Here is a 22,446-nt window from a genome sequence, read left to right as displayed (position 1 = left end):
GGGACAGTCGTGGCATGACAACGACAAACACCGGCACCGGCCGCCGCTGGGGCAGGTTCGCCCTCCATTACGTGGAAATGATCGTCGCCATGTTCGCCGGGATGTTCGCGCTCGGCATGCTGCAGTCCGCCCTCGGGCTCAGCCTGTCCCACGAGCAGCAGCCCGAGCTCGCCTACCTGGTCATGGCGGTCAACATGTCGATCGGCATGGCCGCGTGGATGCGGATCCGCGGGCACGGCTGGGCCTCGACGCTGGAGATGTGCGCCGCGATGTTCGTCCCGGTGGTGCCGCTGTTCCCCTTGCTCTGGCTGGGCGCCATCGACGCCGGGACGATGATGACGGCGGCGCACGTGGCGATGCTCCCGCTCATGCTGGCGGCGATGCTGCGCCTCGACGAGTACGCCGGCTGCGCTCACTGAGCGCCTTGCGGTAGCCGTCCAGGACGTCCTGCCGCAGCAGGTGCCCGAACCCGGCCCGTTCCAGCCGCAGCCCCAGCTCGGCGGCGCTCACCCGCAGGCCCTCCGCGGCGGCCGGCAGGCTCCAGTCGTGCTCGGCCAGCGTGCTCAGCAGGTGACCGCGCCTGACCTGCGCCTCCGACAGCCTGAACGTCTTCAGGTAGGCCAGCCGTCCGTCCGCGTCGGTGATCGTCTCGCCGATGTGGTTCTCGCTCTTCCGCTCGAACGCGGGCAGGAACCGGCTCAGCATGAACCTGCCCATCCGGTAGACCTCCTCCACCCGCGCGGGGGCGCGGAGAAGGCCTGCGGCCATCACCGAGTCGTGGAAGCCGGCCCAGTCCCGCTCGGCGCGTACGGCCTCGGCCCGCAGGTCGGACAGCGAGGTGACCGCGCTCTCGTCGATCACCGCGGGGAAGTCCCTGGCCGGGTAGAACAGGGCATAGTCGTAGATCAGCTCGCCGTACATGTCGCGGACCAGCGTCGGGTGCAGCGCCCGGTAGTCCTCCGGGTGCGGCACCACGAAAGCGCTGGCCAGCGTGTCACCGGCGTACAGCAGCAGCCCGCACTGCCCGGGGTAGATCTCGAAGATCTTGAGCGCGTCCTCCAGCCCGCGCAGCTCCGCCCCGGCGTAGACCTCCTCGGAGCGGGGCGACAGCCCGTGGACGAGCGCCTGCCGCGACCACTCCTCCCACGCGACCACGGGGCCGCCGAAGTGCAGCGCGAGGTAGCCCTCCAGGGCCAGGTGCAGCGGCAGGAACCGGAGCCGGCCCTTGTCCACCCGCCGGGCCATCCGGCGCCTGGTCCTGATGCACATGTGGCTCAGCGGCTGCCCGAGCTGCGTGCCGTAGCTCGCCGCCGGGGTCCCGTCGCCGGTCCACGACGCGACGAAGGCGTGCGGGATGTAGGCCGTGTAGAGGGTCTTGTCCGGCAGGTGGACCATGGACAGCTCGTCGCCGTACACCTTGGCGTGCAGCCGCAGGTCCTCGATGGGCTCGCGGCGCACGAGCGGCACCAGCCGCAGCCCTCCCCAGGTCTGCGCGGGCCGCGTCTCCAGCCCCGTGAGATCCATCATCGCCGTGCCGCCCGATCTTCCAGGTACGTCCTCAACTCCCCGAGCCCCGTGCGCCCCTCCGCGAACCGGGCCAGCTCCACCAGCGCGGGCAGGTCCTCGGCGTCGCGGATGCCGGCCGTCGGCACCATGGGCGACAGCCGCCGCACGTCGAACTGGTCGGCGTCGTAGACGGGGTTCACGTGCACGATGCCCACCTCGCCTCCCGGATCGAGCTTGCGCCGCCAGACGCGCAGCACCTCGCCCGCCAGCCCCGGCGGCGCGTTGTCCCAGCCGTCGGAGACGATGACGAGCAAGTCGGGCCGGTGTTCGAGCGCGTCGAGGATCCGCTGTCCCAGCGGCGTGGGCCCGTACGGGCGCACCTGGAGCGGGTCGGTCCTGCGCGACAGCCACAGGCCGCGGTAGTCGCCGGCCAGGGCCTCCAGCAGGTAGTGGCAGGCCAGCGCGACCGCCAGCGGCCGGCGGCGCTTCACCGGCGACCCGAACGAGGAGAAGCTGTCGTCCAGCACCGCCGCGACGCTCCCCCACGTGCCCGCCCGCGCCCCGGCCACGCGGGCCGCCGCCGCCCGCAGCGCGCCCACCAGCTCGGCGCGACGGCTCGTGCGCACGTCGGCGCGGAGCGAGAGGATGTACGAGGCCAGCCTGACCAGCGGCATCGCGGCCAGATCCGCCTCGGTGTCCACCCCGCCCCGGCTCGCGGACTCCGTCAGCCGCAGCCGCTCCAGCCTGGTCAGCCGGGGCGCGATGCGCTCCAGGAAGATCTCCCTGCCGATGCCGTGGCGGGCGGCGAACCCCTCGGCGACGGTGTACGGGAGGTCGTACAGGGCGCCCTTGTCGAAGTGCGCGCGGCGCCACGCCTCCAGGACGGGCGTCTCGTAGCGGGCCCGGCTGAACGGCGCGAACAGGAAGTCGCCCAGCTCGCCCGGCAGCCGCAGGTGGGCGTGGCGCACGGCCGACTTCACCTGCGCCCGATACTTGACCGCGTCGAAGGCCAGGTCGGGGCGGCCGGTGAGCCAGTCGCGGATGACGGTCCTGGTGCGCCGGTTGTTGACGCCGTCGCGACGCAGGCGCCCGAAGAGCCGGTAGACCCGGGGCGGGCTCATCCGCTCCAGCCGCCAGGCGATCAGCCGGCCGTCGCCCGCGCGCCCGCTCAGCAGGTTGGCGATGATCAGGGCGGCGTTGTGGTCGTTGATGTCGAGCGCCAGCGTGGCGGCGTACAGGTCGGGATAGTTGCCCTGGACGTAGCGGTGCAGGAAGTCGAGGGAGAGCCGCTGCTCGCCGGCCGTGCCGTGGAACTCGCGCTGGCCGGTGGAGGTGATGGCCGCGTTCGCGAAGATCAGGACGTCTTCGCACTCGATCAGGTCGGCGTAGGTCTCCATGGGCTCCCCCGGGGGTCGGCGGACTGGCCGGGGAATGGGGGCACGAGCTGCGAAGCATCGCGGTACAAGCGGGTTCCGGAAGTCGTACCTGAGTCCCGCGGCCAGTCTGGTCCGGACCTTACCGGGCCATACGCACCGATGCGACGGTATTTACCGGGCTTCGGTGCGCGCCGAGCGGGCCTTGATCTCGCCGAGCGTGGTGTGGCTCTCCCGGATGACGGAGATCAGCACGTACGCGACCAGCAACAGCCCGAGGCAGAGCGCGTCGGCGGCCCACCAGGGGATCTCGGCGAGCAGCAGATAGCCGTCGCCGTCGCTCAGCGACCTGAGCACCGCCGTGACCACGGCCACCACCAAGGTGACCAGCAGCCAGCTTCGCAGGCGCGGCAGGTTCCCCTTGTTCCACAGCCGGATCCGCCAGCCCATGAAGACGGCGAGCACGCCGAGCACGGCGCAGAACCCGATCAGCCACCAGGGCAGCGCGAAGGCCGTCTGGTCGGCGATCTGCTGCTGCGTGGTACGCAGCTCCGTCTCGGCCTTCCTCTTGGCCTCCACGGCCGCGTCGAGCTGCTTCTTCAGCTGCGCGACGCTCCTCTCCTGGCGCGGCGGAGTCGCGGGGGAGTCCGTCGGGAGCATCCGCGCCACGACGGTGAGCATGATCGCGACGAACGACAGCGCCAGGACGATGGCCATGAACAGGTCGATGAAGCGCAGATCGAGCGGCGGGGCGAACGATCGGGCGGGCCGCCTCCTCACGGCTCCCTCACCAGCGTGTACTTCTGCGGGCGGCTCTCGGCCGCGCTCAGCCGCTCCACCGCGGTACGCAGCGCGTCCAGGCCCTTGACGAGCTCCTCGGTCCGGCCCCTGGACTGGGCCAGCTCCTGGGTGAGCCCGTGCATGGCGGGGGCCGCCTGCTTGGCGGGCAGCCGCGCGATGTAGATCAGGAACACCTCGTCGGCGGCCACCACGCCGGCCCGCTCGCCCCGCTCGACCAGGGCCATCGCGCCGAACGCCAGCACGCTCAGGAACAGCGCGATCAGCGTGACGCCGAACGCGGAGGCCAGCTCGGGCAGCACGTGCTGCTTGAGCGCGGCGATCAGCACCCCGGGGTCGCCCTCGCGGTCCAGGGCGTTCGAGAACGAGTTGACCATCGCGCCCATCGTCAGCGCCGTGCCGATGAACCCGAAGACCGGCAGCGCCCAGATGAGCGCGTGGTCGATGTGGTGCTTGTTGGCCATCTCGCTCTCGTCCAGCGCGGACCGGGCGCTCAGGACCGCCTCGCAGTCGTTCCCGGCCTCGGCCGCCTCCTTGAACAGCTTGAGCCGCCGCGCCACCAGCGTGTCGTCGGTCGGCTTCACCGCCTGGACATTCGTCACGGCCTGAGCCGTCGCGGCGTTCTCCCGCCGGATGTCCGGAACGGCCCTGACTATCCTGAGCACCGCGGTCAGGAACACCGCGATGATCAGCGTGACCACAAGCTCCGCCGCCACGGGGGCCGTGGTCGCGCCCACGGACACCAGCAGCGCTTCAACCAGTCCGCCCGCCATCAGCAGCGCGGAGAACACCAGGCCCACCACAGGCGCGAACACCGAGTGACGCCAGCCGTACCTTGACACCCTTTACCCTCACTCCGGCACGCAAAATGTCAGAGACCTACCTAAGCACATGTAAAACACACGTTGGTTACGGTCTGCGGTGTCAGCGGTACCAAATGTGCTGGATCGGCGCGTCAGCGGAAGCTGGGCGCCAGCAATGTGGGGTCTGCTGCTAAGCCTCCCCCCATCAACCGATCGGTTGATGCCGGAATCCACCGTCCCGCTCCCCGCCCGGACGATCCGCCACCCCCGCCCCCGCGCGACTCTCAAGGCATGCCAACACACCGGGAGCCCGCCCTCCGCACCACCGGACTCCGCAAAGCCTTCGGCGACCACCTGGCCGTCGACGACATCCACCTCACCGTCCCCGCCGGATCCTTCTACGGCCTGGTCGGCCCCAACGGCGCCGGCAAGACCACCACCCTGGCCATGGCCGTCGGCCTGCTCCGCCCCGACGCCGGCAGCGCCGAGATCTTCGGCGTGGACGTCTGGCGTGACACCGTCCAGGCCAAGGGACTGATCGGCGTGCTGCCCGACGGCAACGCCATGCCGGAACGGCTCACCGGCCGCGAGGTCCTCACCTACCTCGGCCTGCTGCGCGGCCTGCAGCCCGCCGTCGTCGCCGAGCGCACCGACGAACTCCTCCAGATCCTCGAACTCGACTCCGCCGAGCGGACCCTGGTCATCGAATACTCCACCGGCATGCGCAAGAAGATCGGCCTGGCCGTCGCCCTCCTGCACGCGCCCCGCCTGCTCGTCCTGGACGAGCCTTTCGAGGCCGTCGACCCCGTCTCCGCAGCCACGATCAGGACCATCCTGCGCAGGTTCGCGGCCAACGGCGGCTCCGTGATCATCTCCAGCCACGTCATGGCCCTCGTCGAGCAGCTCTGCGACCAGGTGGGCGTCATCTCCGACGGCCGCGTCGTAGCCGCCGGGCCGCTGGCCGACGTACGCGGCTCCGGAACCCTGGAGGACGCCTTCGTCGACCTCGTCGGTGCCCGCACCGGAGGAGCGGAGGGGCTGGCATGGCTCACCTCCTGACCCCCGGCCCGGCCGCCATGGCACAGCACATGATCCGCATGCGGCTGGCACTCATGCGCAACTCCCTGCGCGGCGACAACGCCTCCAACCTCTACACCGGCGTCTCGCTCGGGCTGATCCTGGCCTTCGGAACGATCGCCGTCGCCGTCCTGTGGCCCGCCTACCTGCCCCTCACCCTGGCCGTGTGGCTCTCCGGCTGGATCTTCGGCCCCATCTTCATCGGGGGCGGCAGCGAGGCCCTCCGCCCCGAATACTTCTCCATGCTCCCGGCCACGCCAGGCCGGATCGCGGCGGCACTGCTCGCCGGAGCCTTCGCGGGCCCCGTACCCGCGGTCAATCTCATCGCCCTGCTGTCCCTGCCCGTGTACGGCTGGCGCTTCGGCCCGGCCGGAGTGCTCATCGGCCTGGCAGCGGCCGTCACCACGCTCATCACCATGGTGATGATCTCCCGCGTCATCGTGGCGCTCATCGGCCTGTTCGTCAGATCCCGCGCCACCGCGGCCGCCGTCGGCATCGTCACCGGCACCGCCATCGCCCTGTGCAGCAACGGCTGGGCACCCGCCGTGGCCCTCGGCGGCGCTGACACCGCCGCCTGGTCCCAGGTCCTCGTCCGCGTCCTGCCCTCCGGATGGGGCGTGGCCGCCGTCGAAGCCCCTTGGCCCCTCGCCCTCGCCATCCTCGTCGCCAACGCCGGCGTGATCGCCCTCCTCCTGACCGCCTGGGCCGGCCTGCTGTCGCGGCGCGTCGTCTCGGCCGCACGAGGCGGTGTGCCGCCCCGCCGCGGCACGCCCCGCCCCCTCCCCGCCACCAGCGGCGCCCGCATCGCCGCCGCCAAGGAACTGCGCGCCTGGTGGCGCGACCTCGTCCGCATCCAGCTCCTCGCCACCGCCTTCTCCTACGCCATCGTCGCCCCCCTCCTGCTCGTCACCATCGGCGCCTGGATCATGGTGCCCTTCACGGGACTCATCGCGATCGTGATGGCCGCCGCGTCCTCGGCCAACCTCTACGGCGCCGACGGGACCGCCCTATGGCTCACCCTCATGACCCCCGGCGCGGAACGCGCCGACGTACGCGGCCGCCAACTGGCCTGGCTCCTCATCGTCGGCCCAGCCGCCGTCGTCCTCTCCCTGGCCGGCACCCTCGTCAGCGGCCAGACCTGGGCCTGGCCGTGGGTACTCGGCCTGTTCCCCGCCCTCCTCGGCGGCGGCGCCGGGGTCATCGTCCTGCTCGCCGTCACCTCGCTCGTCCCCGGCACCGACCCCCACAAGCGCGGCGGCAACCCGCTCAGCACCGGCGCCGACGAAACCGCCGAAACCGGCCTCGCCTGGCTCGTGCTCGTCACGGTCCCCGCAACCGCCCTTCCCGCGGCCGGCGCCATCCTCCTTCACCCCTGGGCCGGCATCGCCACCGGTGTGCTGACCGGCGCCCTCAGTGCCTGGGGACTCGGCAAGATCGCCTACCGCAGACTCGAGAACCACGGGATCGATCTGCTCAACCTCATGAAGCACGGCCCGGCACCCCAGGCCGACAAACCCACCACCGCGGACCTCCCCATCCAGCACCGCATCGGCGTCACGATCAGCTACACCATCGCCTGGCTTCCCCTGTTCCCCCAGGGACTCGTGCCCATGATCATGAAGATCTTCGGCATCGAGAACCCCGTATGGTTCCTCGCCCTTCATCTCCCGCCGATCTGGCAATGGCCCACCATCATCTTCATGATCGCCCTAGGGCTGCTCATGTACGGCTACGCCATCCTGATCCCCATGCGCCTAAGCTCGTCCTCATCGGCCGGCACCAGGTGAAACCCATCCGTCCCCGAGAGGAGGGGCGCCCCGGATGAACGACCCTTTCCCGCCCTCCACCTGGGAACGACGCTTCGAGCGCGTCGTCGGGATCGTCCCGTACATCACCCTCGCCGCTTCCCTCGCCATCAGCCTGGCCTCATCTGAGCGGCCCGAAGGCGGGATCCCCCGTACCCTCGTGCTCACCGCCCTGGCCCTCGCCTGGATTCTCGGCGTCCGCACTCTCGTCCCCGCCGCCGTGCGCCGGCGGAGGGTCGCCGTCACCATTCACTTCGCCGGCGTTCTGGCCACCGCCGCGCTGCTGACCTTCCACGACCCCATCTTCATCATCTACTGCATCTCCGGCTTCTTCCTCGCAGGCAACTTCGCTCCCTCCAAGTGGACCTTCGCCGCCGTCGCCGCCACCTCCTTCGTCCTGTACGGATCGACGCTCGACTGGACCCAGGCCACCATCCAGCTCATCGCCTTCTACCTGGTGATCATCGCCGTGCAGACCATTACCATCGGCGGCGGCCACATCGCCGGGATCAGGCTCGAGGACCGGCAGCGCAAATACCGGAAGGCGGTCAGCGACCTGCAGACCGCCCTGGAGGAGAACGCCGACCTCCACGCCCAGCTCCTCGCCCAAGCCCACCAGGCCGGCATCCTCGACGAACGCCAGCGCATGGCACGCGAGATCCACGACACCCTCGCCCAGGGCCTCACCGGCATCATCACCCAGCTACGCGCCGCCCAACGCGTCGAGGACGCCGGCACCCACCTCGAACTCGCGCTCGGCCTCGCCCAGGACAGCCTCACCGAAGCCCGCCGCTCCGTCGCCGCCCTCCAGCCCCACCAGCTCGAGGACGCCCACCTCCCCGAAGCCATGGCCACCCTGGCCCGCAACTGGACCCAGACCACCGGCGTCGACCTCCATGTCGAAGTGACCGGCGACCGCGTCCCCCTCAGCCCCGCCATCGAGGTCACCCTCTTCCGTGTCGCCCAGGAAGCCCTCGCCAACGTCGCCAAACACGCGGGCGCCACCCGCGCCGGTCTCACCCTCTCCTACACCGGCGCCGTCGTCCTCCTCGACATCCGCGATGACGGCACCGGCATCCACAATCCCGACAGCAAGGGATTCGGCCTCAGCAGCATGAGACAACGCCTACGTGGCGTCGGCGGCTCCCTCGAGATCGAGAGCACGCCCGGCGAGGGCACCGCCGTCAGCGCCACCGTCCCCGCCCTCCAAGGAAACCCCCGGTGATCCGCCTCCTCATCGTCGACGACCACCCCATCGTCCGCCACGGCCTGCGCGCCGCCTTCGAGGCCGAACCCGACATCCACGTCGCCGGCGAAGCCGCCAACGGCCGCGAAGGCATCGACCGCGCCGTCGCACTCCAGGTCGACATCGTCCTCATGGACCTGCGCATGCCCGAAATGGACGGCGTCACCGCCATCACCGCCCTGCGCAAGTCCCACCCGCACATCAAGACCCTCGTCCTGACCACCTTCGACGGCGACTCCGACGTCCTGCCCGCCATCGAAGCCGGCGCCACCGGCTACCTCCTCAAAGACGCCCCCACCGACGAACTCCTGCGTGCCGTCCGCGCCGCGGCCGCCGGCGAGCCGGTGCTGTCCCCCTCCGTCGCCGGCCTCCTGATGGGCCAGGTACGCAGACCGGTCAAGGCTGCCCTCACCGACCGCGAACTCCAAGTCCTAGCCCTCATCGCCGACGGCGCCTCCAACCGGCAGGCGGCCGCCAAGCTCTTCATCAGCGAGGCCAGCATCAAGACCCACCTGCTGCACATCTACGACAAACTCGGCGTCCGCGACCGCGCCGCCGCCGTCGGCGAGGGTTATCGACGAGGTTTGCTCACTTAGTCGACCAACAGCCCGCCTTCACAGAGACCCACCACCCCGGGGGCCTCCAGGGTGACAAGCTCCCGGGCTGATCGCCCAGCGTCCCGGCGCTGGAGCCGAACACGGCGACGCGACCTGGGACCCCTGCTCGCCCTGCGTGCCGCCGCCGATCACCGTCCGCACCCGTGCGTACACAAAAAACCGCCCCTGCCCCACTCGCGGTGGGACAGAGGCGGTCTGATGGTGTGGAGGTGGCGGGAATCGAACCCGCGTCCTTCAACCCCAAGTCAGGGCTTCTCCGGGCGCAGCCTGCTGTGCTTTTCTCGGCCCCGGCGATCACGCAGGCGAGTCGCCGACGGGCCCAGCCACTGTTTGGTTTCCCGCTCTCCCCCGTGGCCGGGTCGAGCGGTTGAGCCTTCTAGCGATGCCAGACACCGGGCCGAAGGCACTCCCGGGCTGACAGTGGTTTCGCTACTTAGGCAGCGAGGCCCAGGGAATCCTGGGCAGCCACAGTGCGCTTGGAATTGGCACTTGTTGTTTGCGGTCACAGGATTAACGAGGTTATGTCCGCAGTCCTCGGCCCGCTTCACCTGGCTTGCAAAGTCGAAGTCGAAGCCAGTCACCCCCTGTGCAGTTGTCAACACACCTCCGAGGAGGTGAGCAACAAGAATCTACAGGGAACAACGCCCCCAACGCCAACTTGATTCCCCATGACGAAACCCCCGGGAGCACGGCTCAGCGGCGCGCGCTCCCGGGGGCCGACCGGCAGGGTCGAGCCGGTCCGGACGGCAGGACTTCCCCCGAGATGAAGTCCTGATCTCATCACGGCGACTAGGTCCGCAACCCCCCGAGCGGGCCCAGTCACTCAGTAAGACGCAGCCGGACCCTCGGATGGTTGCTCAGCGCGACAACAATTTCACGGAGAGTTCCGAAGGGCCGAGAAGAAGCTGCCCGCGACCGCTCCGGCGTCGTGGTTGCGCGCCAGCACGGCGACCGCCACGTCCCCCTGCCAGCCCACGAACCACTTCATCTGGCTGCCCGCCGTGGCCGTCACGCCGTAGACCCTGCCCTTGCCCGCCTGGGCGGGCGTGCCGGTCGCGCCGGCCGCCATCATCCGCTTCAGCGTCGCGAGGACCTTGGGGTCCACGGGTACGGGGGCGGGCTGCGGGGTCTGCGCGGCCTCCGCCGCCGGGTCGGGCGATTTGGGGTCAGTCACCAGCACCGGCGGGCGCCAGGTGCCCGAGGCGACCGCGGCGGCCACCAGCGCCATGCTGAGCGGGCTGACCTCGACGTTCTGGCCCGCGATGGCCTTGGCCTTGTCGGCGTCGCCGGCCAGCGGGGGCAGCGCGCCGCTGAACGACTTGAGCGGCAGCCGCCACGGCAGGCCCACGCCGAACGCCTTGGCGCTCCTGTCCAGATCGTCGGCCGTGACGCGGCGGGCCAGCGAGGCCAGCGCGGTGACACAGCCCTTGGCGAAGTTTTCCTGGAAGGTGGCCGAGGGCGTGACCCCGGTGGACTCCGCGGCCTGCACGAACTTGGCGCCGCCGACCGTGCGCTCGTCCGGGCAGGCCAGCCGCAGCTTGGGGCTGACGTCGCGCTTGAGCAGCGCGTCCGCGGCCACGATCGAGAACGCCGTGCCCGCGGGGAACCTGCCGGCCAGCGCGCCCATCTCCTGGTTGAGGTCCTTCTGCCGGGTCAGCTCGCCCTGGGCCCCGACCGCGAGGATCTGGCCGGTGTCGCGCTGCACCGCCACCAGCAGGCTGGCCTCCGTCTCGCCCACCGCCTGCTCGGCCGCCGCCTGGACGGACCGGTCGATGGTGGTCTTCACCGAGACGTTCTCCCGGCCCCGCCACTCCTTCAGCAGGGCGACCTGCTTGCCGGTCTTGAGGTCGAGCGTGATCACCTTGGTCTGCGTCGAACCGGTCAGGTAGTCCTGGTAGGCCTGCTGGAGGCCGCTCCTGCCGACCGAGTCACCGGCCCGCTCGGGGCCGCCGAGTTTCTGCTCGGTCTCGGGGGTGAGCGCGCTGACGCTGCCGACGATCTGCTGCGGCGGCTCCGGGTTGACCGGCTGGTCCTGCTGCACCGTCTCGATCCCGTCGATGGCGTCGAGCTTCGACTTCATCGTCTGGTAGCGCGAGCGCCCGAACGTGACCAGCGGCACGAACTTGTCGGGCGGCGACGACCTGATGCGGCTCAGCAGGCGGTCCTGCGCGTAGTCGGTGATCTTGGACAGCTTGGCGGCGACCTCTTCCGCCCGATCGCCGAGTTTGGCGGGGTAGACGCCCGCGCTGTAGAAGACGGTGTTGCCCTGCAGCGGCTCGTTCGTGCGGTCGACGATCGGCTTGCGCGGCCTCGGGTCGGTGTCGACGGCGAACCGCTGCCCCTCCTTGAGCTGGGGATGCAGCACCGAAGGCGACCAGCGCACCTTCCAGGTGCCGTTCACCAGGTGGAGCGGGAGCATCCCGTCGTACTCCCAGAGGGGGTTGTTCTCCCCCAGGTCGACCTCGGCGTCGAAGTCGGCCTTGGCCTCTTCGCCCGTCATGCTGAGGCTCTTGATCTTGAAGCGGAAGGAGGCCGCGTCGAGCTCCAGCTTGGCGTCGGACAGCGCCTTGCGCACGGTGGCCTGGTCGCCGTCGGTGCGGCCGGCGGCGAGCTCGTAGTCGCCCGACTGCCAGCCCACGAGGAAGTCCCGCACCGCGTCGTGCGGTGAGGGCTCCTCGAAGCAGCCGGTCAGGGTCGTGCCGGCGACCGCCAGGGTGGCGGCCGCGGAAAGGATGCGGCGAGCGCGTGTCATGGGGTGCGGTGCCGCCGTCTCATCGGTTGCGGTGCCGCAGGGCCCGCGCCATCTCCCGCTTCGCCTGCTGCTCCGCCAGCGCCTGCCGCTTGTCCCAGTCTTTCTTGCCTCGGGCGATCGCGATCTCGACCTTGGCCCTGCCGTCCTTGAAGTAGAGCGTCAGCGGCACGATCGTGAGCCCGCCCTCCTTCGTCTTGGTGGCGAGCTTGTCGATCTCCTTGCGGTGCAGCAGCAGCTTGCGCTTGCGGCGGGCGGCGTGGTTGGTCCACGTCCCCTGGGAGTATTCGGGGATGTGGACGTTGAGCAGCCACGCTTCGCCGTCGTCGATGCTGGCGTAGCCGTCGACGAGCGAGGCGCGGCCCTCGCGCAGCGACTTCACCTCGGTGCCCTGCAGCACGAGACCCGCCTCGAAGGTGTCCTCGAGGAGGTAGTCGTGCCTGGCACGCTTGTTCTGGGCGATGACCTTACGCCCGGTCTCACGTGGCATGCTTCGACTTTACCGGCGATCCTCAGACTCTCAGGTAGCGGCGGAGCGTCACGAACGATGCAAGCACACAGATGACCACACCGATGACCATGGTGATGGTGATGGTCTGGGCCACATCGTTCCAGCCCAGCTGCGCGGTCGCGTCGCCCAGGTAGCGCCCCAGCTCCTCGAAGAGGAAGACCTTCGTGACGATCAGAATGATCGCCGCGAACACCCCGCCGATCAGGCCGGCGATGACGCCTTCCATGACGAACGGGAGCTGGATGTAGAGGTTGGACGCGCCGACCAGACGCATGATGCCCGTCTCTCTACGCCGGTTGAACGCCGAGAGTCGCACCGTGTTGCCGATCAGGAGCGCCGCCGCCAGCACCAGGATGATGGCCACCGCGAGCGCGTAGAACGCGAGCTTGTCGAGCATCTCGAAGAACGGACCGACCAACTGGGCCTGGTCCAGCACCTGCGACACGCCTGGCTTCCCCTGCAGGGCCTGCACGACGGACTTGTAGTTGTTGGGGTCTGCCACCTTGATGCGGAACGACTGCGGCATGTCCTCGACCTTGGCGGTGCTCACCAGGGCCTTGTTGGTCGCGTACAGCTTCTGGAAGTTCTGGTACGCCGTCGACTGGTCCTCGAAGAACACCTCCTTGACCCCGGGGGTGCCCTTGATCAGGGCGTCGAGGGCCTCCTTCTGGGCGTTGGAGACCTCCTTGCCCTTGCAGGACTCCATGGCCGAGCCCTTGGTGCACAGGAACACCGAGACCTCGACCTTGTCGTCCCAGTAGCCCTTCATCATGCCGACCTGGGCGTTGATCATCAAGCCGACGCCCAGCATCGCCATGCCGACCGCAACGGTGATGACCACCGCGATCGTCATGGTCAGGTTGCGACGGAGGCCGATCCAGACCTCGGAGAAGATGAAATTCGCCCGCATGTTCTGTCTGCAGCTCCCTGTCAGTACGCCTGGCCGTAGACGCCACGCGACTGGTCACGGACGATCTTGCCGTCCTCCAGCTCCACCACGCGCTTGCGCATGGAGTCGACGATGGCCGCGTCGTGCGTGGCCATGACGACCGTGGTGCCCGTCCTGTTGATGCGGTCGAGCACCTTCATGATGCCGATGCTCGTCGCGGGGTCGATGTTGCCCGTGGGCTCGTCGGCCAGCAGGATCATGGGCCGGTTGACGAACGCGCGGGCCATGGCGACGCGCTGCTGCTCGCCGCCGGACAACTCGTCGGGCATGCGGTGGGCCTTGCCTTCCAGGCCGACCAGCTCGATGACCTCGGGCACCACCTTGCGGATGAACCGCCGGGGCTTTCCGATGACCTCGAGGGCGAACGCCACGTTCTCGTAGACGTTCTTGTTCGGGAGCAGCCTGAAGTCCTGGAACACGCAGCCGATGCGGCGGCGCAGGTGCGGCACCTTGAAGTTGGAGAGGCGGGCCAGGTCTTTACCGGCGACATGGATCGCGCCGGAGTTGGGCCGCTCCTCCTTGAGGATCAGACGCAGGAACGTGGACTTGCCTGATCCCGAGGGACCGACGAGGAACACGAACTCGCCCTTGTCCACGTCAACGGACACGTGGTCGAGGGCGGGCCGGTTCTGGTTCGCGTAGACCTTGGTGACATTATCGAAATGGATCACGAGAGCATCACGGCATGCCAGTCTAGGGGTCAGGACGGAAGCGAGGGTGGCACATGCCCACTTCCCGCCACCGGCCGATCGGGTTACGCGGTCTTTACTGATGATCGACGTTCCGATTGGCCAGACGACAGTCTAGGGGGAAGACTGGCATGGAAAGTCCATAACGGAAACAAAACGATTGTGCGGCTAGACTTGGGGCTGTCATGAGTTGTGAACACCTCGTATGCGCGCAGTGCGCCCACCCTGTGATCGAGGGACGCTGCCCCACCTGCCGTGCCAGCAGGGAGCGGATGCACCAGCACGGCTTCGCCGGGCTGTCACCCGCTCTGATCGCCCTTCTGCTGGTCGTCCTGCTCTTCGTGAGCCTGGTGCTCAAGCACCTGAGCGGGCTCTAGCCGGCCGTCCCCGACTCCTGGCGGCGCATCCAGCGGATCTCGGACTCGATGAACCCATCGAGGTCGCCGTCCAGGACGGCCGACGGGTTGCCGGCTTCGGTGCCCGTGCGCAGATCCTTCACGATCTGGTACGGGTGCAGCACGTAGTTGCGGATCTGCGTGCCCCATGACGTCGTGGTGGCGCCGCGCAGCTCCGACATCTTCTCCGCCTCCTCCTGCCGCTTGCGCTCCAGCAGCTTGGCCTGCAGGACGTTCATGGCGGTGGCGCGATTTTGCAGCTGCGAGCGCTCGTTCTGGCAGGAGACGACGATGCCGCTCGGGAGGTGCGTGATGCGCACCGCCGAGTCGGTCGTGTTGACGCCCTGGCCGCCCGGGCCGCTCGACCGGTAGACGTCGACGCGGATCTCGTCCTCGTTGATGTCGATGTGGTCGGTCTGCTCGACGACCGGCACGACGTCGACCCCGGCGAAGGAGGTCTGCCTGCGGCCCTGGTTGTCGAACGGGCTGATGCGGACCAGCCGGTGGGTGCCGTGCTCGCCACGGAGCGTGCCGTACGCGTAGGGCGCCTTGATCGTGAACGTGGCCGACTTGATGCCGGCCTCCTCCGCGTAGGAGGTGTCGTAGACCTCGGTCGAGTAGCCCTTGCGCTCGGCCCAGCGCAGATACATGCGCAGCAGCATCTCGGCCCAGTCGGCGGCGTCGACCCCGCCCGCCTGGGAGTTGATCGTGACGAGCGCCTCGCGGGCGTCATACTCGCCCGAGAGCAGCGTGCGCACCTCCAGAGCCCCGATGTCGGACTTGAGCGACTCAAGCTCCTTGTCGGCCTCGGCGCGCGTGTCGTCGTCGCCCTCCTCGGCCGCCAGCTCGTAGAGGACGTTGAGGTCGTCGAGACGGCGCGCGACGCCCTCGACGCGGTTGAGCTCACCCTGGAGGTGAGAGAGCTTGCTGGTGACCTTCTGCGCCTGGTCGGGGTCGTCCCACAGGTCCGGTGCGGCAACCTGCTGCTCCAGCTCCTCGATCTGCTTGCGCATCGCGTCGAGGTCGAGCACGTCCTGGATGCTGCGGAGCGTGCCCGCGAGCTCGTTGATCTCTTCTGCCGGATCGATGCCTGCCACGTCTCCCAAGCCTACTTCCCCCGGAGGCCTACACCCCCCATCCCGCCCATGTGGTCAAGAGGCGGCTTCCGTTCGGGCACCGGAGGGCCCGGCGCCCCGCGGGCGCGAATAACATGGCGAGGTGCGTGCATACGGTCGGCGGAAGGTGCTGGCGCTCGCCGCCGGCGTACTGGCCGCGGCGACCGCCTGCACGGGCAATTCCCCGGCCGAGCCGTCCAAGGCTGCCGCGACCTCCTCCGCGTCCCCTTCGCCCTCCGTGGCCGAGCAGGCGGTCACGCTGGACGAGGCCGCCAAGGTGTTCAACGAGATCACGGTCACCGACGACACGCTGAGGGTGAAGAGCGACCTCCAGGGCCGACTGGCGCTGGCCGTCGATCTCACGACGGGCGGGCAGACGCAGCTCACCGTGGCCGCCTACCTCGCCGCAGACTACGCGCCGCCGCGTTACCGCTGGGGGCCGCCGACACTGTACGTGCCGAAGTTCCCGGCGGGAGAGCGGGCGCCGTGGTTCAGCGCGCTGGCGACCCGCAACGGGAGCCCGACGCTGCTGACGTTCGCCAAGTCCGACCGCTGGCGGCTCAGCTCCGCGGCGCAGCTCCTGTCCGGGCAGAAGACGCCCGAGGTCGAGCTCGACGCCGACGGCTACGCGACCACGGTGGCGCCCGATGACAAAACGGTCACGATCAGCCCGCAGTTCATGGGTCCCGTGCACGCCAGCGTGGCCGAGACGGGATCCGCGGGGGTCACGGCGGGGCTGCTGGCGGCGGGCCCCTACACGACGGACGTGGCCGAGCAGATCGCCAGCCTCCGGGAGAAGGCGAAGAACGACGGGTTCAGCTACGACTCGATCTTCAGCGCCGACAACTACCCGGTTTACGCGCTGCGCACGAAGGGCGGCGGGGCGTTGATCCAGTATTCGCTGTCCCGCACGACGTCCACGACCACGAAGACGGCCGAGGACGACTACATCCCCGTGCCGGAGCAGGCGCAGTGGGCCATCACCAGTCCGGTGCTGCGGCGCTCGCTCAAGCTGATCGAGACGCACCAGTACGCCACCGTGGTGCCTCCTCTGAAGGCCCCGGCCGCCGCCGCCGTCATCGCCCACGACGGCGCCCTGACGCGCGCCTCCGGTCAATAGCAACTCAAGTTGACTAATTGACATGTAGTCAACTATCGTTGCTTGCATGTCGGCCGACATTCCCGTACCCCAGGAGCCCGCTGACGCGCTGGCGGCCGTGGTCGCACTGCGGCGCCTCGCCGATCAGCTGGAGGACGCCGCCGTCGAGCAGGCGATGCGGGCCGGCTGGAGCTGGCCGCAGGTCGCCGAGGCGCTCGGAGTCACTCGCCAAGCGGTGCACAAGAAGCACGTCAAGCGGCTCATCGCCGCCGGCGTCACGCTGAGGAGACGACAGTGAGCGCGATCGACCACTACATCAATGACGTCATCCTGCACGGCGAAACCGAAGCCAGGCAGGACGGATCCGCCGCGATAGAGGCGCACCACCTGCTCCTGGGCATCGCCGCCCAGGAGGGCACCGCCGCCCACGAGATCCTGACCTCGGCGGGGCTGGACCGCCAGGCGATCCGCGACGCGCTGGACCGGGAGTTCGAGCACAGCCTGGGCACGGCCGGGGTGTCGCTCGCCTCGTTCGGCCTCCCCGCGGCGACCCCCGACCCCGACCGCCGCGTGAGCCTGGGGGCCTCGGGGCGGCTCTGCCTCGAACGCGGCTTCGCCCACGCCAAGCGCAAGAAGGACCTGAGACCCGGCCACCTGGTGCTCGGGATCCTGGAGGCCGAGGTCGGCACCGTGCCCCGCGCGTTCGCCCTGGCAGGCGTCGACCTGGCCGCGCTGACGACCCGCCTCCAGCAGGCGCTGGAGAACGGCAGCTGGTGACCCTCCAGGGTTCCCTGGAAGGGGCCGCGCCCCGCTCCGCGGGGCGCGGCCGGGCCCGGCCTAGGCCTCCGTGTGCGGGAGGTTGCTGGCCGACACCAGGGTGCGGATCGCCCGCAGGGCGACCGACAGGGTGGCCAGGTCGAAGTGGTCGCTCTCCCAGATCTCCGAGAGCGTCTGCCGCGCCCGGGAGACCGCCGCCGAGTTGGCCTCCGACCACCGGGCCAGCCGCTCCTCCGGCGGCAGTCCAGGCGTGCTGTGGGCCAGCACGTCGCGGGTCAGCGAGGCGTGCGCGGCGTAGAGGTCGTCGCGCAGGGCGGAGCGGGCCATCGAGTTCCAGCGGTTGTCCCGGGGCAGCGCGATGATGCGCTCCCGCAGGCGGGCCAGCTGGAGCCGGTCCGCCAGGTCGAAGTAGACCTCCGCCACCTCGGCGACCGGGCGGCCCGTCAGCGAGGCCACCTCCACCAGGTCCAGCATGGAGTACGCGGGCACCATGGCGGCCGCCCGCTCGGCCAGCTCCAGCGGCACGCCCCTGGCCGCGAACGAGTCGCGGCGCTCCTCGTAGGCGGCCAGGTCGGGCCCGGTCAGCAGCTTGGGGAGGTGGGACAGCAGGCCGTTGACGCCCTTCACGAAGAAGGCGACCGACCCGGCCAGGTCCAGCGGCGGCCGGCGGTTGACCAGCAGCCAGCGGGTGCCGCGCTCGGCCAGCTTGCGGGCCTCCAGCAGCATGGCGATCTGGGTGGCCGTGTCGACCTTGTTGTCCAGCGCCTCCACGGCCCGGTGGAAGCTGGGCAGGTCGAACACCTCGCGCGCCACGAGGTAGGCACGCACGATGTCGGGCGTCGAGGCCCCGGTCTCCTCCCCGAAGCGGTACATGAACGTGGTGCCCATGGAGTTGACCAGCTCGTTCACCACGCAGGTGGTGATGATCTCGCGCCGCAGCGGGTGGGCGTCCATGTAGGGGCGGAAGCGCTCACGCAGCGCGGACGGGAAGTACGACACCAGCCACGAGGCCAGGTAGGGGTCGTCGGGCAGGTCGGAGCCCAGCAGCTCGGCGTCGGCGACCAGCTTGGTGTAGGCCAGCAGGACGGAGAACTCGGGCGCGGTCAGGCCGAGCCTGGCCTGGCGGCGCTCGGCCAGCGTCTTGTCCGAGGGCAGGAACTCCAGCTCCCGGTTGACCAGGCCGTCCCGTTCGAGGCGGCGCAGGTAGCGGGAGTGGATGTGGAGCATCTCGACGGCCTGGGTGCGGGCCGCGGCGAGGACCACGTTCTGCGCGTAGTTGTCACGCAGCACCAGGTCGGCGACCTCGTCGGTCATCGAGGTGAAGACCTGGTTGCGCTGCTTGTCGGTCAGCTCGCCGTCGCGGACGACCTGGTCGAGCAGGATCTTGATGTTCACCTCGTGGTCGGAGGTGTCGACCCCGGCCGAGTTGTCGATGAAGTCGGTGTTGACCAGCCCGCCGTTCAGCGCGAACTCGATGCGGGCGAGCTGGGTGAACCCCAGGTTGCCGCCCTCGCCGATGACCTTGCAGCGCAGGTCTGCGGCGTTGACCCGCAGCCCGTCGTTGGCCTTGTCGCCCACGTCCGCGTTGGACTCGGAGCCGGCCTTGACGTACGTGCCGATGCCGCCGTTCCACAGCAGGTCGACGGGGGCCCGCAGGATGGCGCTGATCAGGTCGTTGGGGGCCAGGGAGGTGACCCCGGCGGGGATGCCGAGCGCCTCGCGCATCTGCGGCGTGACGTGGATGGACTTGGCCGTACGGGGGAAGACGCCGCCGCCGGGCGAGATCAGCTTGGCGTCGTAGTCCTCCCAGCAGCTGCGCGGCAGCTCGAAGAGGCGCTGCCGCTCCGCGTAGGAGGCGGTCGCGTCGGGCGAGGGGTCGACGAAGATGTGCCGGTGGTCGAAGGCGGCCACCAGCCGGATGTGCCGGGACAGCAGCATGCCGTTGCCGAACACGTCACCGGACATGTCGCCGATCCCGGCCACCGTGAAGTCGGTGTTCTGCACGTCCAGGCCCGTGGTCCGGAAGTGGTACTTGACCGACTCCCAGGCGCCGCGGGCGGTGATGCCCATGGCCTTGTGGTCGTAGCCGATCGAGCCGCCGGAGGCGAACGCGTCGCCCAGCCAGAAGCCGTACTCCTTGGCCACGCTGTTGGCGATGTCGGAGAAGGTCGCGGTGCCCTTGTCGGCGGCGACCACGAGGTAGGTGTCGTCGCCGTCGTGCCTGACCACGTCGGGCGGCGGCATGACCTTGCCGTCCACGAGGTTGTCGGTCACGTCGAGCAGGCCGGAGATGAACGTCCGGTAGCAGGCGACGCCTTCGACGAGCATCTCTTCCCGCGTTCCGGACACAGGCGGCTGTTTAACGACAAATCCGCCTTTAGACCCAGTGGGGACGATGACGGTGTTTTTCACCATCTGTGCCTTTACCAGACCGAGAATCTCCGTACGGAAGTCCTCCATCCGGTCCGACCACCGCAGCCCGCCCCGCGCCACTTTCCCGAAGCGCAGATGCACGCCTTCGACCCGCGGCGAATACACGAATATCTCGAACTTCGGCCGCGGCAGCGGCAGGACGCTGATCGCCTGCGGGTCGAATTTGAGAGATATGTACGGTTTGCGGTGCCCATCGACTGTTTGGAAGTAATTTGTGCGCAATGTCGCCTGGATCATCTCCAGGTACGCCCGCAGGATCCGGTCCTCGTCCAGAGAGGCCACCTCGTCGAGCGCGCCCAGGATCTCCTCGTTGAGCGCCTCTGCGAGATCGAGCCGCACGTCCTCGCCGCGCCGCGGATCGAGCTTGGCCTCGAAGAGGCTCACCAGCAGCCGCGCCAGCCGCACGTTCCCGGCCAGCACCCGCTCCATGTAGGTCTGCGAGAACGTGCCCCCGGCCTGGCGCAGGTACTTGGCGTACACCCGGAGGATCTCGACCTGCTCCCAGGTCAGCCCGGCGCTCAGGATGAGCGAGTTGAAGTCGTCGGCCTCGACCTGCCCCTTCCAGAGGGCGCTGAGCCCGTCCTGGAACAGCCGCTTGAAGTCGTCCCTGCCGACCTCCTCCGTCGGCGTGTACCGCAGGCCGAAGTCGTAGATCCAGGCGTTCTTGGTGTTGGGGTCGTTGTCACGGTCGATCTCGTACGGCCGCTCGTCCACGACCTCGACGCCCAGCCGCTGGATCAGCGGCAGCGCCTCGGAGAGCGAGATGGGCGAGCCGACCTTGTAGATCTTGAGCCGCCGCTCCCCCTCGGCCGCGTCGTACGGCTCGTAGAGGTTGATGTCCACCTCCGCGCCGTCGCCCACGGCCACGAGGTCCTCCAGGCGGCGCAGGTCCACGACGGCCACCTTGGGCGGGAAGTCCGCCTTGTAGCCCTCGGGGAAGGCGGAGGCGTACCGCTTGATGAGCGCGGGCGCCTCGTCCTCGGAGGCCATCCGCCCCAGCTCGGTGGCCAGGTCGTCCTCCCAGGAGCGGGTCAGGGCGGCCAGCCGCGCCTCCAGCTCCTCCACGTCCACGCTCGGCGGCGGGAGCTGCCTGCCCCGCTCGCCCCGCACGACCACGTGCAGCCGGGCCAGCACCGACTCGCCGATCATCGCGCTGTAGTCGAGCGACTTGCCGCCCAGGGCCTTCAGCAGCACCTCCTGCATCTTCAGCCGCACCTTGGTGGTGTAGCGGTCGCGCGGCAGGTAGATCAGGCAGGAGATGTAGCGGCCGTAGTCGTCGCGGCGCAGGAAGAGCTTGACCTGCTTGCGCTCGCGCAGCCGCAGCACGCCCAGCGCGATCGGCAGGAGCTGGTCGACCGAGGTCTGGAAGAGCTCGTCGCGCGGGAACGTCTCGAGGATCTCGATCAGGTCCTTGCCGTCGTGGCTGTCGGGCGCCAGCCCGGCCTTGTCCAGCAGGGCCGCCAGCTTCCGGCGTAGGACGGGGATCCTGGAGATCGACTCGTTGTAGGCGACGTGCGTGAACAGGCCGAGGAAGCGCCGCTCGCCGACCACCTCGCCCTCGGGCGAGAAGATCTTGACCCCGATGTAGTCGAGGTAGGTCGCCCGGTGGACGGTGGCCCGCGAGTTGGCCTTGGTGGTGATCATGAGCTGCTTCTCGCGCGCCTTGGCGCGCACCTCGGCGGGCAGCGCCGAGAAGCTGTCCGAGCCGACCTTGTCGTCGCGCAGGATGCCCAGCGCCGCGCCCGGCAGCGCCCGCAGCGTCTCGCCCTCGTCGGTGTGGTCAAGCCGGTACTCGCGGTAGCCCAGGAAGGTGAAGTGCCCGTCGGCGAGCCAGCGCAGCAGGTCGATGCTGTCCTCGACCTCCGCGGGCTCCAGCGGCGGCGGGCTCATGCTCAGGTCTTCGGCGGTCTGTACGGCCAGCGCCCGCATCTTCCTGAAGTCCTCGACCGCGTAGCGCACGTCGCTGAGCACCCGCTGCAGGTCGGCTTCGAGCGCCTTGAGCGCCTCCGGGTCGGCCTGCCGGTCGACCTCGATGTGCATCCACGACTCGACCAGCATCTGGCCGGTGACGTCCTCCTGGCCGCGGCCGAGCATCCGGCCCGTCATGTCGCGGCGCACCCGCATCTGAGGGTGGACCAGCAGGTGGATGCCCAGGTCGTGGCGGTCGAGCTCCATCGTCACGGAGTCGACCAGGAACGGCATGTCGTCCGTGACCACCTCGACGACCGAGTGGCCCGGGTCCCAGCCGTGCTCGTCCAGCGTGGGGGTGTAGGCGCGGACGACGGCGCGGCCCTGGGGGCGGACCTCGGCCAGCTGCCGCTGCGACATCGCGGGGCCGTACACGTCAACGGGGTTGCGGTCGAGCAGATCCTCCGGCGCGACGTGCCGGTAGTAGAACCGGAGGAAGGACAGGGCCTCCTCTGGGCCCACATGTTCGCTGCTCGCCGCGCAACTTTCCGCGGCTCGCTGGAGCAGCTCGTCCTTGGCCTCGTCGAGGGGCATTT

The 22,446-nt window shown here is 69.5% G+C and carries 18 protein-coding genes and 1 other RNA gene; 8 read left to right on the top strand and 11 right to left on the bottom strand.

The features are described from left to right. The first annotated feature begins 14 nt into the window (after positions 1 to 14). Positions 15 to 419, top strand: coding sequence for a hypothetical protein (locus tag ACIBI9_RS13785; RefSeq protein ID WP_397222337.1), 405 nt, complete (start codon positions 15 to 17; stop codon positions 417 to 419). On the opposite strand, the gene ACIBI9_RS13780 is transcribed toward ACIBI9_RS13785, so the two are convergent. From ACIBI9_RS13780 to ACIBI9_RS13765, 4 genes are all read right to left on the bottom strand, one after another. Further along, entirely contained in the window at positions 367 to 1,527 is a 1,161-nt protein-coding gene (locus tag ACIBI9_RS13780; RefSeq protein ID WP_397222336.1) for an ARPP-2 domain-containing protein, read from the bottom strand. The two genes, ACIBI9_RS13785 and ACIBI9_RS13780, sit on opposite strands and share 53 nt — an antisense overlap. Next, positions 1,524 to 2,903, bottom strand: a complete 1,380-nt coding sequence (locus ACIBI9_RS13775) for a hypothetical protein (RefSeq protein ID WP_397222335.1) — start codon at positions 2,901 to 2,903, stop codon at positions 1,524 to 1,526. Before ACIBI9_RS13775 ends, ACIBI9_RS13780 begins: the two co-directional genes overlap by 4 nt. 150 nt (positions 2,904 to 3,053) lie before the next feature. After that, on the bottom strand, positions 3,054 to 3,659 hold the full coding sequence (locus ACIBI9_RS13770) for a hypothetical protein (RefSeq protein WP_397222334.1): 606 nt from the start codon (positions 3,657 to 3,659) through the stop codon (positions 3,054 to 3,056). Next, a complete protein-coding gene (locus ACIBI9_RS13765) occupies positions 3,656 to 4,492 on the bottom strand; it encodes a hypothetical protein (RefSeq protein WP_397222333.1) in 837 nt (278 codons plus the stop codon). Before ACIBI9_RS13765 ends, ACIBI9_RS13770 begins: the two co-directional genes overlap by 4 nt. Positions 4,493 to 4,771: 279 nt before the next feature. On the opposite strand from ACIBI9_RS13765, the gene ACIBI9_RS13760 reads away from it, so the two are divergent. From ACIBI9_RS13760 to ACIBI9_RS13745, 4 genes are read left to right on the top strand one after another with little or no spacing between them, the layout of a single operon-like run. Next, positions 4,772 to 5,539: an ABC transporter ATP-binding protein gene (locus ACIBI9_RS13760; protein ID WP_397222332.1), complete on the top strand. Its 768-nt coding sequence runs from the start codon at positions 4,772 to 4,774 to the stop codon at positions 5,537 to 5,539. Continuing rightward, positions 5,524 to 7,344, top strand: coding sequence for a hypothetical protein (locus ACIBI9_RS13755; RefSeq protein ID WP_397222331.1), 1,821 nt, complete (start codon positions 5,524 to 5,526; stop codon positions 7,342 to 7,344). The genes ACIBI9_RS13760 and ACIBI9_RS13755 overlap by 16 nt, the downstream gene beginning before the upstream one ends. A gap of 34 nt (positions 7,345 to 7,378) precedes the next feature. Next, positions 7,379 to 8,587: a sensor histidine kinase gene (locus ACIBI9_RS13750; RefSeq protein ID WP_397222330.1), complete on the top strand. Its 1,209-nt coding sequence runs from the start codon at positions 7,379 to 7,381 to the stop codon at positions 8,585 to 8,587. Then, positions 8,584 to 9,204, top strand: a complete 621-nt coding sequence (locus ACIBI9_RS13745) for a response regulator (RefSeq protein ID WP_397222329.1) — start codon at positions 8,584 to 8,586, stop codon at positions 9,202 to 9,204. Before ACIBI9_RS13750 ends, ACIBI9_RS13745 begins: the two co-directional genes overlap by 4 nt. 222 nt (positions 9,205 to 9,426) lie before the next feature. Here ACIBI9_RS13745 and ssrA read toward each other — a convergent pair. The 6 genes from ssrA to prfB all read right to left on the bottom strand — a co-directional run bounded on the left by ssrA (position 9,427) and on the right by prfB (position 15,615). Continuing rightward, positions 9,427 to 9,810: a transfer-messenger RNA gene (ssrA, locus tag ACIBI9_RS13740) on the bottom strand. A gap of 289 nt (positions 9,811 to 10,099) precedes the next feature. After that, entirely contained in the window at positions 10,100 to 11,977 is a 1,878-nt protein-coding gene (locus tag ACIBI9_RS13735) for a penicillin-binding transpeptidase domain-containing protein (RefSeq protein ID WP_397222328.1), read from the bottom strand. Positions 11,978 to 11,996: 19 nt separating this feature from the next. Then, a complete protein-coding gene (gene smpB / locus ACIBI9_RS13730) occupies positions 11,997 to 12,464 on the bottom strand; it encodes an SsrA-binding protein SmpB (RefSeq protein WP_397222327.1) in 468 nt (155 codons plus the stop codon). 22 nt (positions 12,465 to 12,486) lie between these two features. After that, complete coding sequence (ftsX, locus tag ACIBI9_RS13725; RefSeq protein ID WP_397222326.1) at positions 12,487 to 13,395, bottom strand: permease-like cell division protein FtsX; 909 nt, start codon at positions 13,393 to 13,395, stop codon at positions 12,487 to 12,489. A 20-nt stretch (positions 13,396 to 13,415) separates the two neighbouring features. Next, a complete protein-coding gene (ftsE, locus tag ACIBI9_RS13720) occupies positions 13,416 to 14,105 on the bottom strand; it encodes a cell division ATP-binding protein FtsE (protein WP_091079803.1) in 690 nt (229 codons plus the stop codon). A 391-nt stretch (positions 14,106 to 14,496) separates the two neighbouring features. Further along, positions 14,497 to 15,615, bottom strand: a complete 1,119-nt coding sequence (gene prfB / locus ACIBI9_RS13715; RefSeq protein ID WP_397222325.1) for a peptide chain release factor 2 — start codon at positions 15,613 to 15,615, stop codon at positions 14,497 to 14,499. 121 nt (positions 15,616 to 15,736) lie between these two features. Between prfB and ACIBI9_RS13710 the strand changes: the two genes are divergently transcribed. The 3 genes from ACIBI9_RS13710 to ACIBI9_RS13700 are packed head-to-tail and all read left to right on the top strand — an operon-like array spanning position 15,737 to position 17,509. Next, entirely contained in the window at positions 15,737 to 16,753 is a 1,017-nt protein-coding gene (locus ACIBI9_RS13710) for a hypothetical protein (RefSeq protein ID WP_397222324.1), read from the top strand. Positions 16,754 to 16,799: 46 nt separating this feature from the next. Next, complete coding sequence (locus ACIBI9_RS13705) at positions 16,800 to 17,030, top strand: hypothetical protein (protein WP_397222323.1); 231 nt, start codon at positions 16,800 to 16,802, stop codon at positions 17,028 to 17,030. Then, on the top strand, positions 17,027 to 17,509 hold the full coding sequence (locus ACIBI9_RS13700) for a Clp protease N-terminal domain-containing protein (RefSeq protein ID WP_397222322.1): 483 nt from the start codon (positions 17,027 to 17,029) through the stop codon (positions 17,507 to 17,509). The genes ACIBI9_RS13705 and ACIBI9_RS13700 overlap by 4 nt, the downstream gene beginning before the upstream one ends. A 60-nt stretch (positions 17,510 to 17,569) precedes the next feature. On the opposite strand, the gene ACIBI9_RS13695 is transcribed toward ACIBI9_RS13700, so the two are convergent. Next, a complete protein-coding gene (locus ACIBI9_RS13695) occupies positions 17,570 to 22,444 on the bottom strand; it encodes an NAD-glutamate dehydrogenase (protein ID WP_397222321.1) in 4,875 nt (1,624 codons plus the stop codon). Positions 22,445 to 22,446 lie beyond the last annotated feature (2 nt).

Source organism: Nonomuraea sp. NPDC050451 (assembly GCF_044458585.1).
The sequence above is the reverse complement of the archived record's forward strand: the minus strand, read 5'-3'. Positions and strand labels throughout refer to the sequence as shown.

What these genes read in the sequence shown, in the direction of transcription:
- ACIBI9_RS13785 (WP_397222337.1), top strand. Translation starts at nt 15, where the DNA reads ATGACAACGACAAACACCGGCACCGGCCGCCGCTGGGGCAGGTTCGCC.
- ACIBI9_RS13780 (WP_397222336.1), bottom strand. Translation starts at nt 1,527, where the DNA reads ATGATGGATCTCACGGGGCTGGAGACGCGGCCCGCGCAGACCTGGGGA.
- ACIBI9_RS13775 (WP_397222335.1), bottom strand. Translation starts at nt 2,903, where the DNA reads ATGGAGACCTACGCCGACCTGATCGAGTGCGAAGACGTCCTGATCTTC.
- ACIBI9_RS13760 (WP_397222332.1), top strand. Translation starts at nt 4,772, where the DNA reads ATGCCAACACACCGGGAGCCCGCCCTCCGCACCACCGGACTCCGCAAA.
- ACIBI9_RS13755 (WP_397222331.1), top strand. Translation starts at nt 5,524, where the DNA reads ATGGCTCACCTCCTGACCCCCGGCCCGGCCGCCATGGCACAGCACATG.
- ACIBI9_RS13750 (WP_397222330.1), top strand. Translation starts at nt 7,379, where the DNA reads ATGAACGACCCTTTCCCGCCCTCCACCTGGGAACGACGCTTCGAGCGC.
- ACIBI9_RS13735 (WP_397222328.1), bottom strand. Translation starts at nt 11,977, where the DNA reads ATGACACGCGCTCGCCGCATCCTTTCCGCGGCCGCCACCCTGGCGGTC.
- smpB (WP_397222327.1), bottom strand. Translation starts at nt 12,464, where the DNA reads ATGCCACGTGAGACCGGGCGTAAGGTCATCGCCCAGAACAAGCGTGCC.
- ftsX (WP_397222326.1), bottom strand. Translation starts at nt 13,395, where the DNA reads ATGCGGGCGAATTTCATCTTCTCCGAGGTCTGGATCGGCCTCCGTCGC.
- ACIBI9_RS13705 (WP_397222323.1), top strand. Translation starts at nt 16,800, where the DNA reads ATGTCGGCCGACATTCCCGTACCCCAGGAGCCCGCTGACGCGCTGGCG.
- ACIBI9_RS13695 (WP_397222321.1), bottom strand. Translation starts at nt 22,444, where the DNA reads ATGCCCCTCGACGAGGCCAAGGACGAGCTGCTCCAGCGAGCCGCGGAA.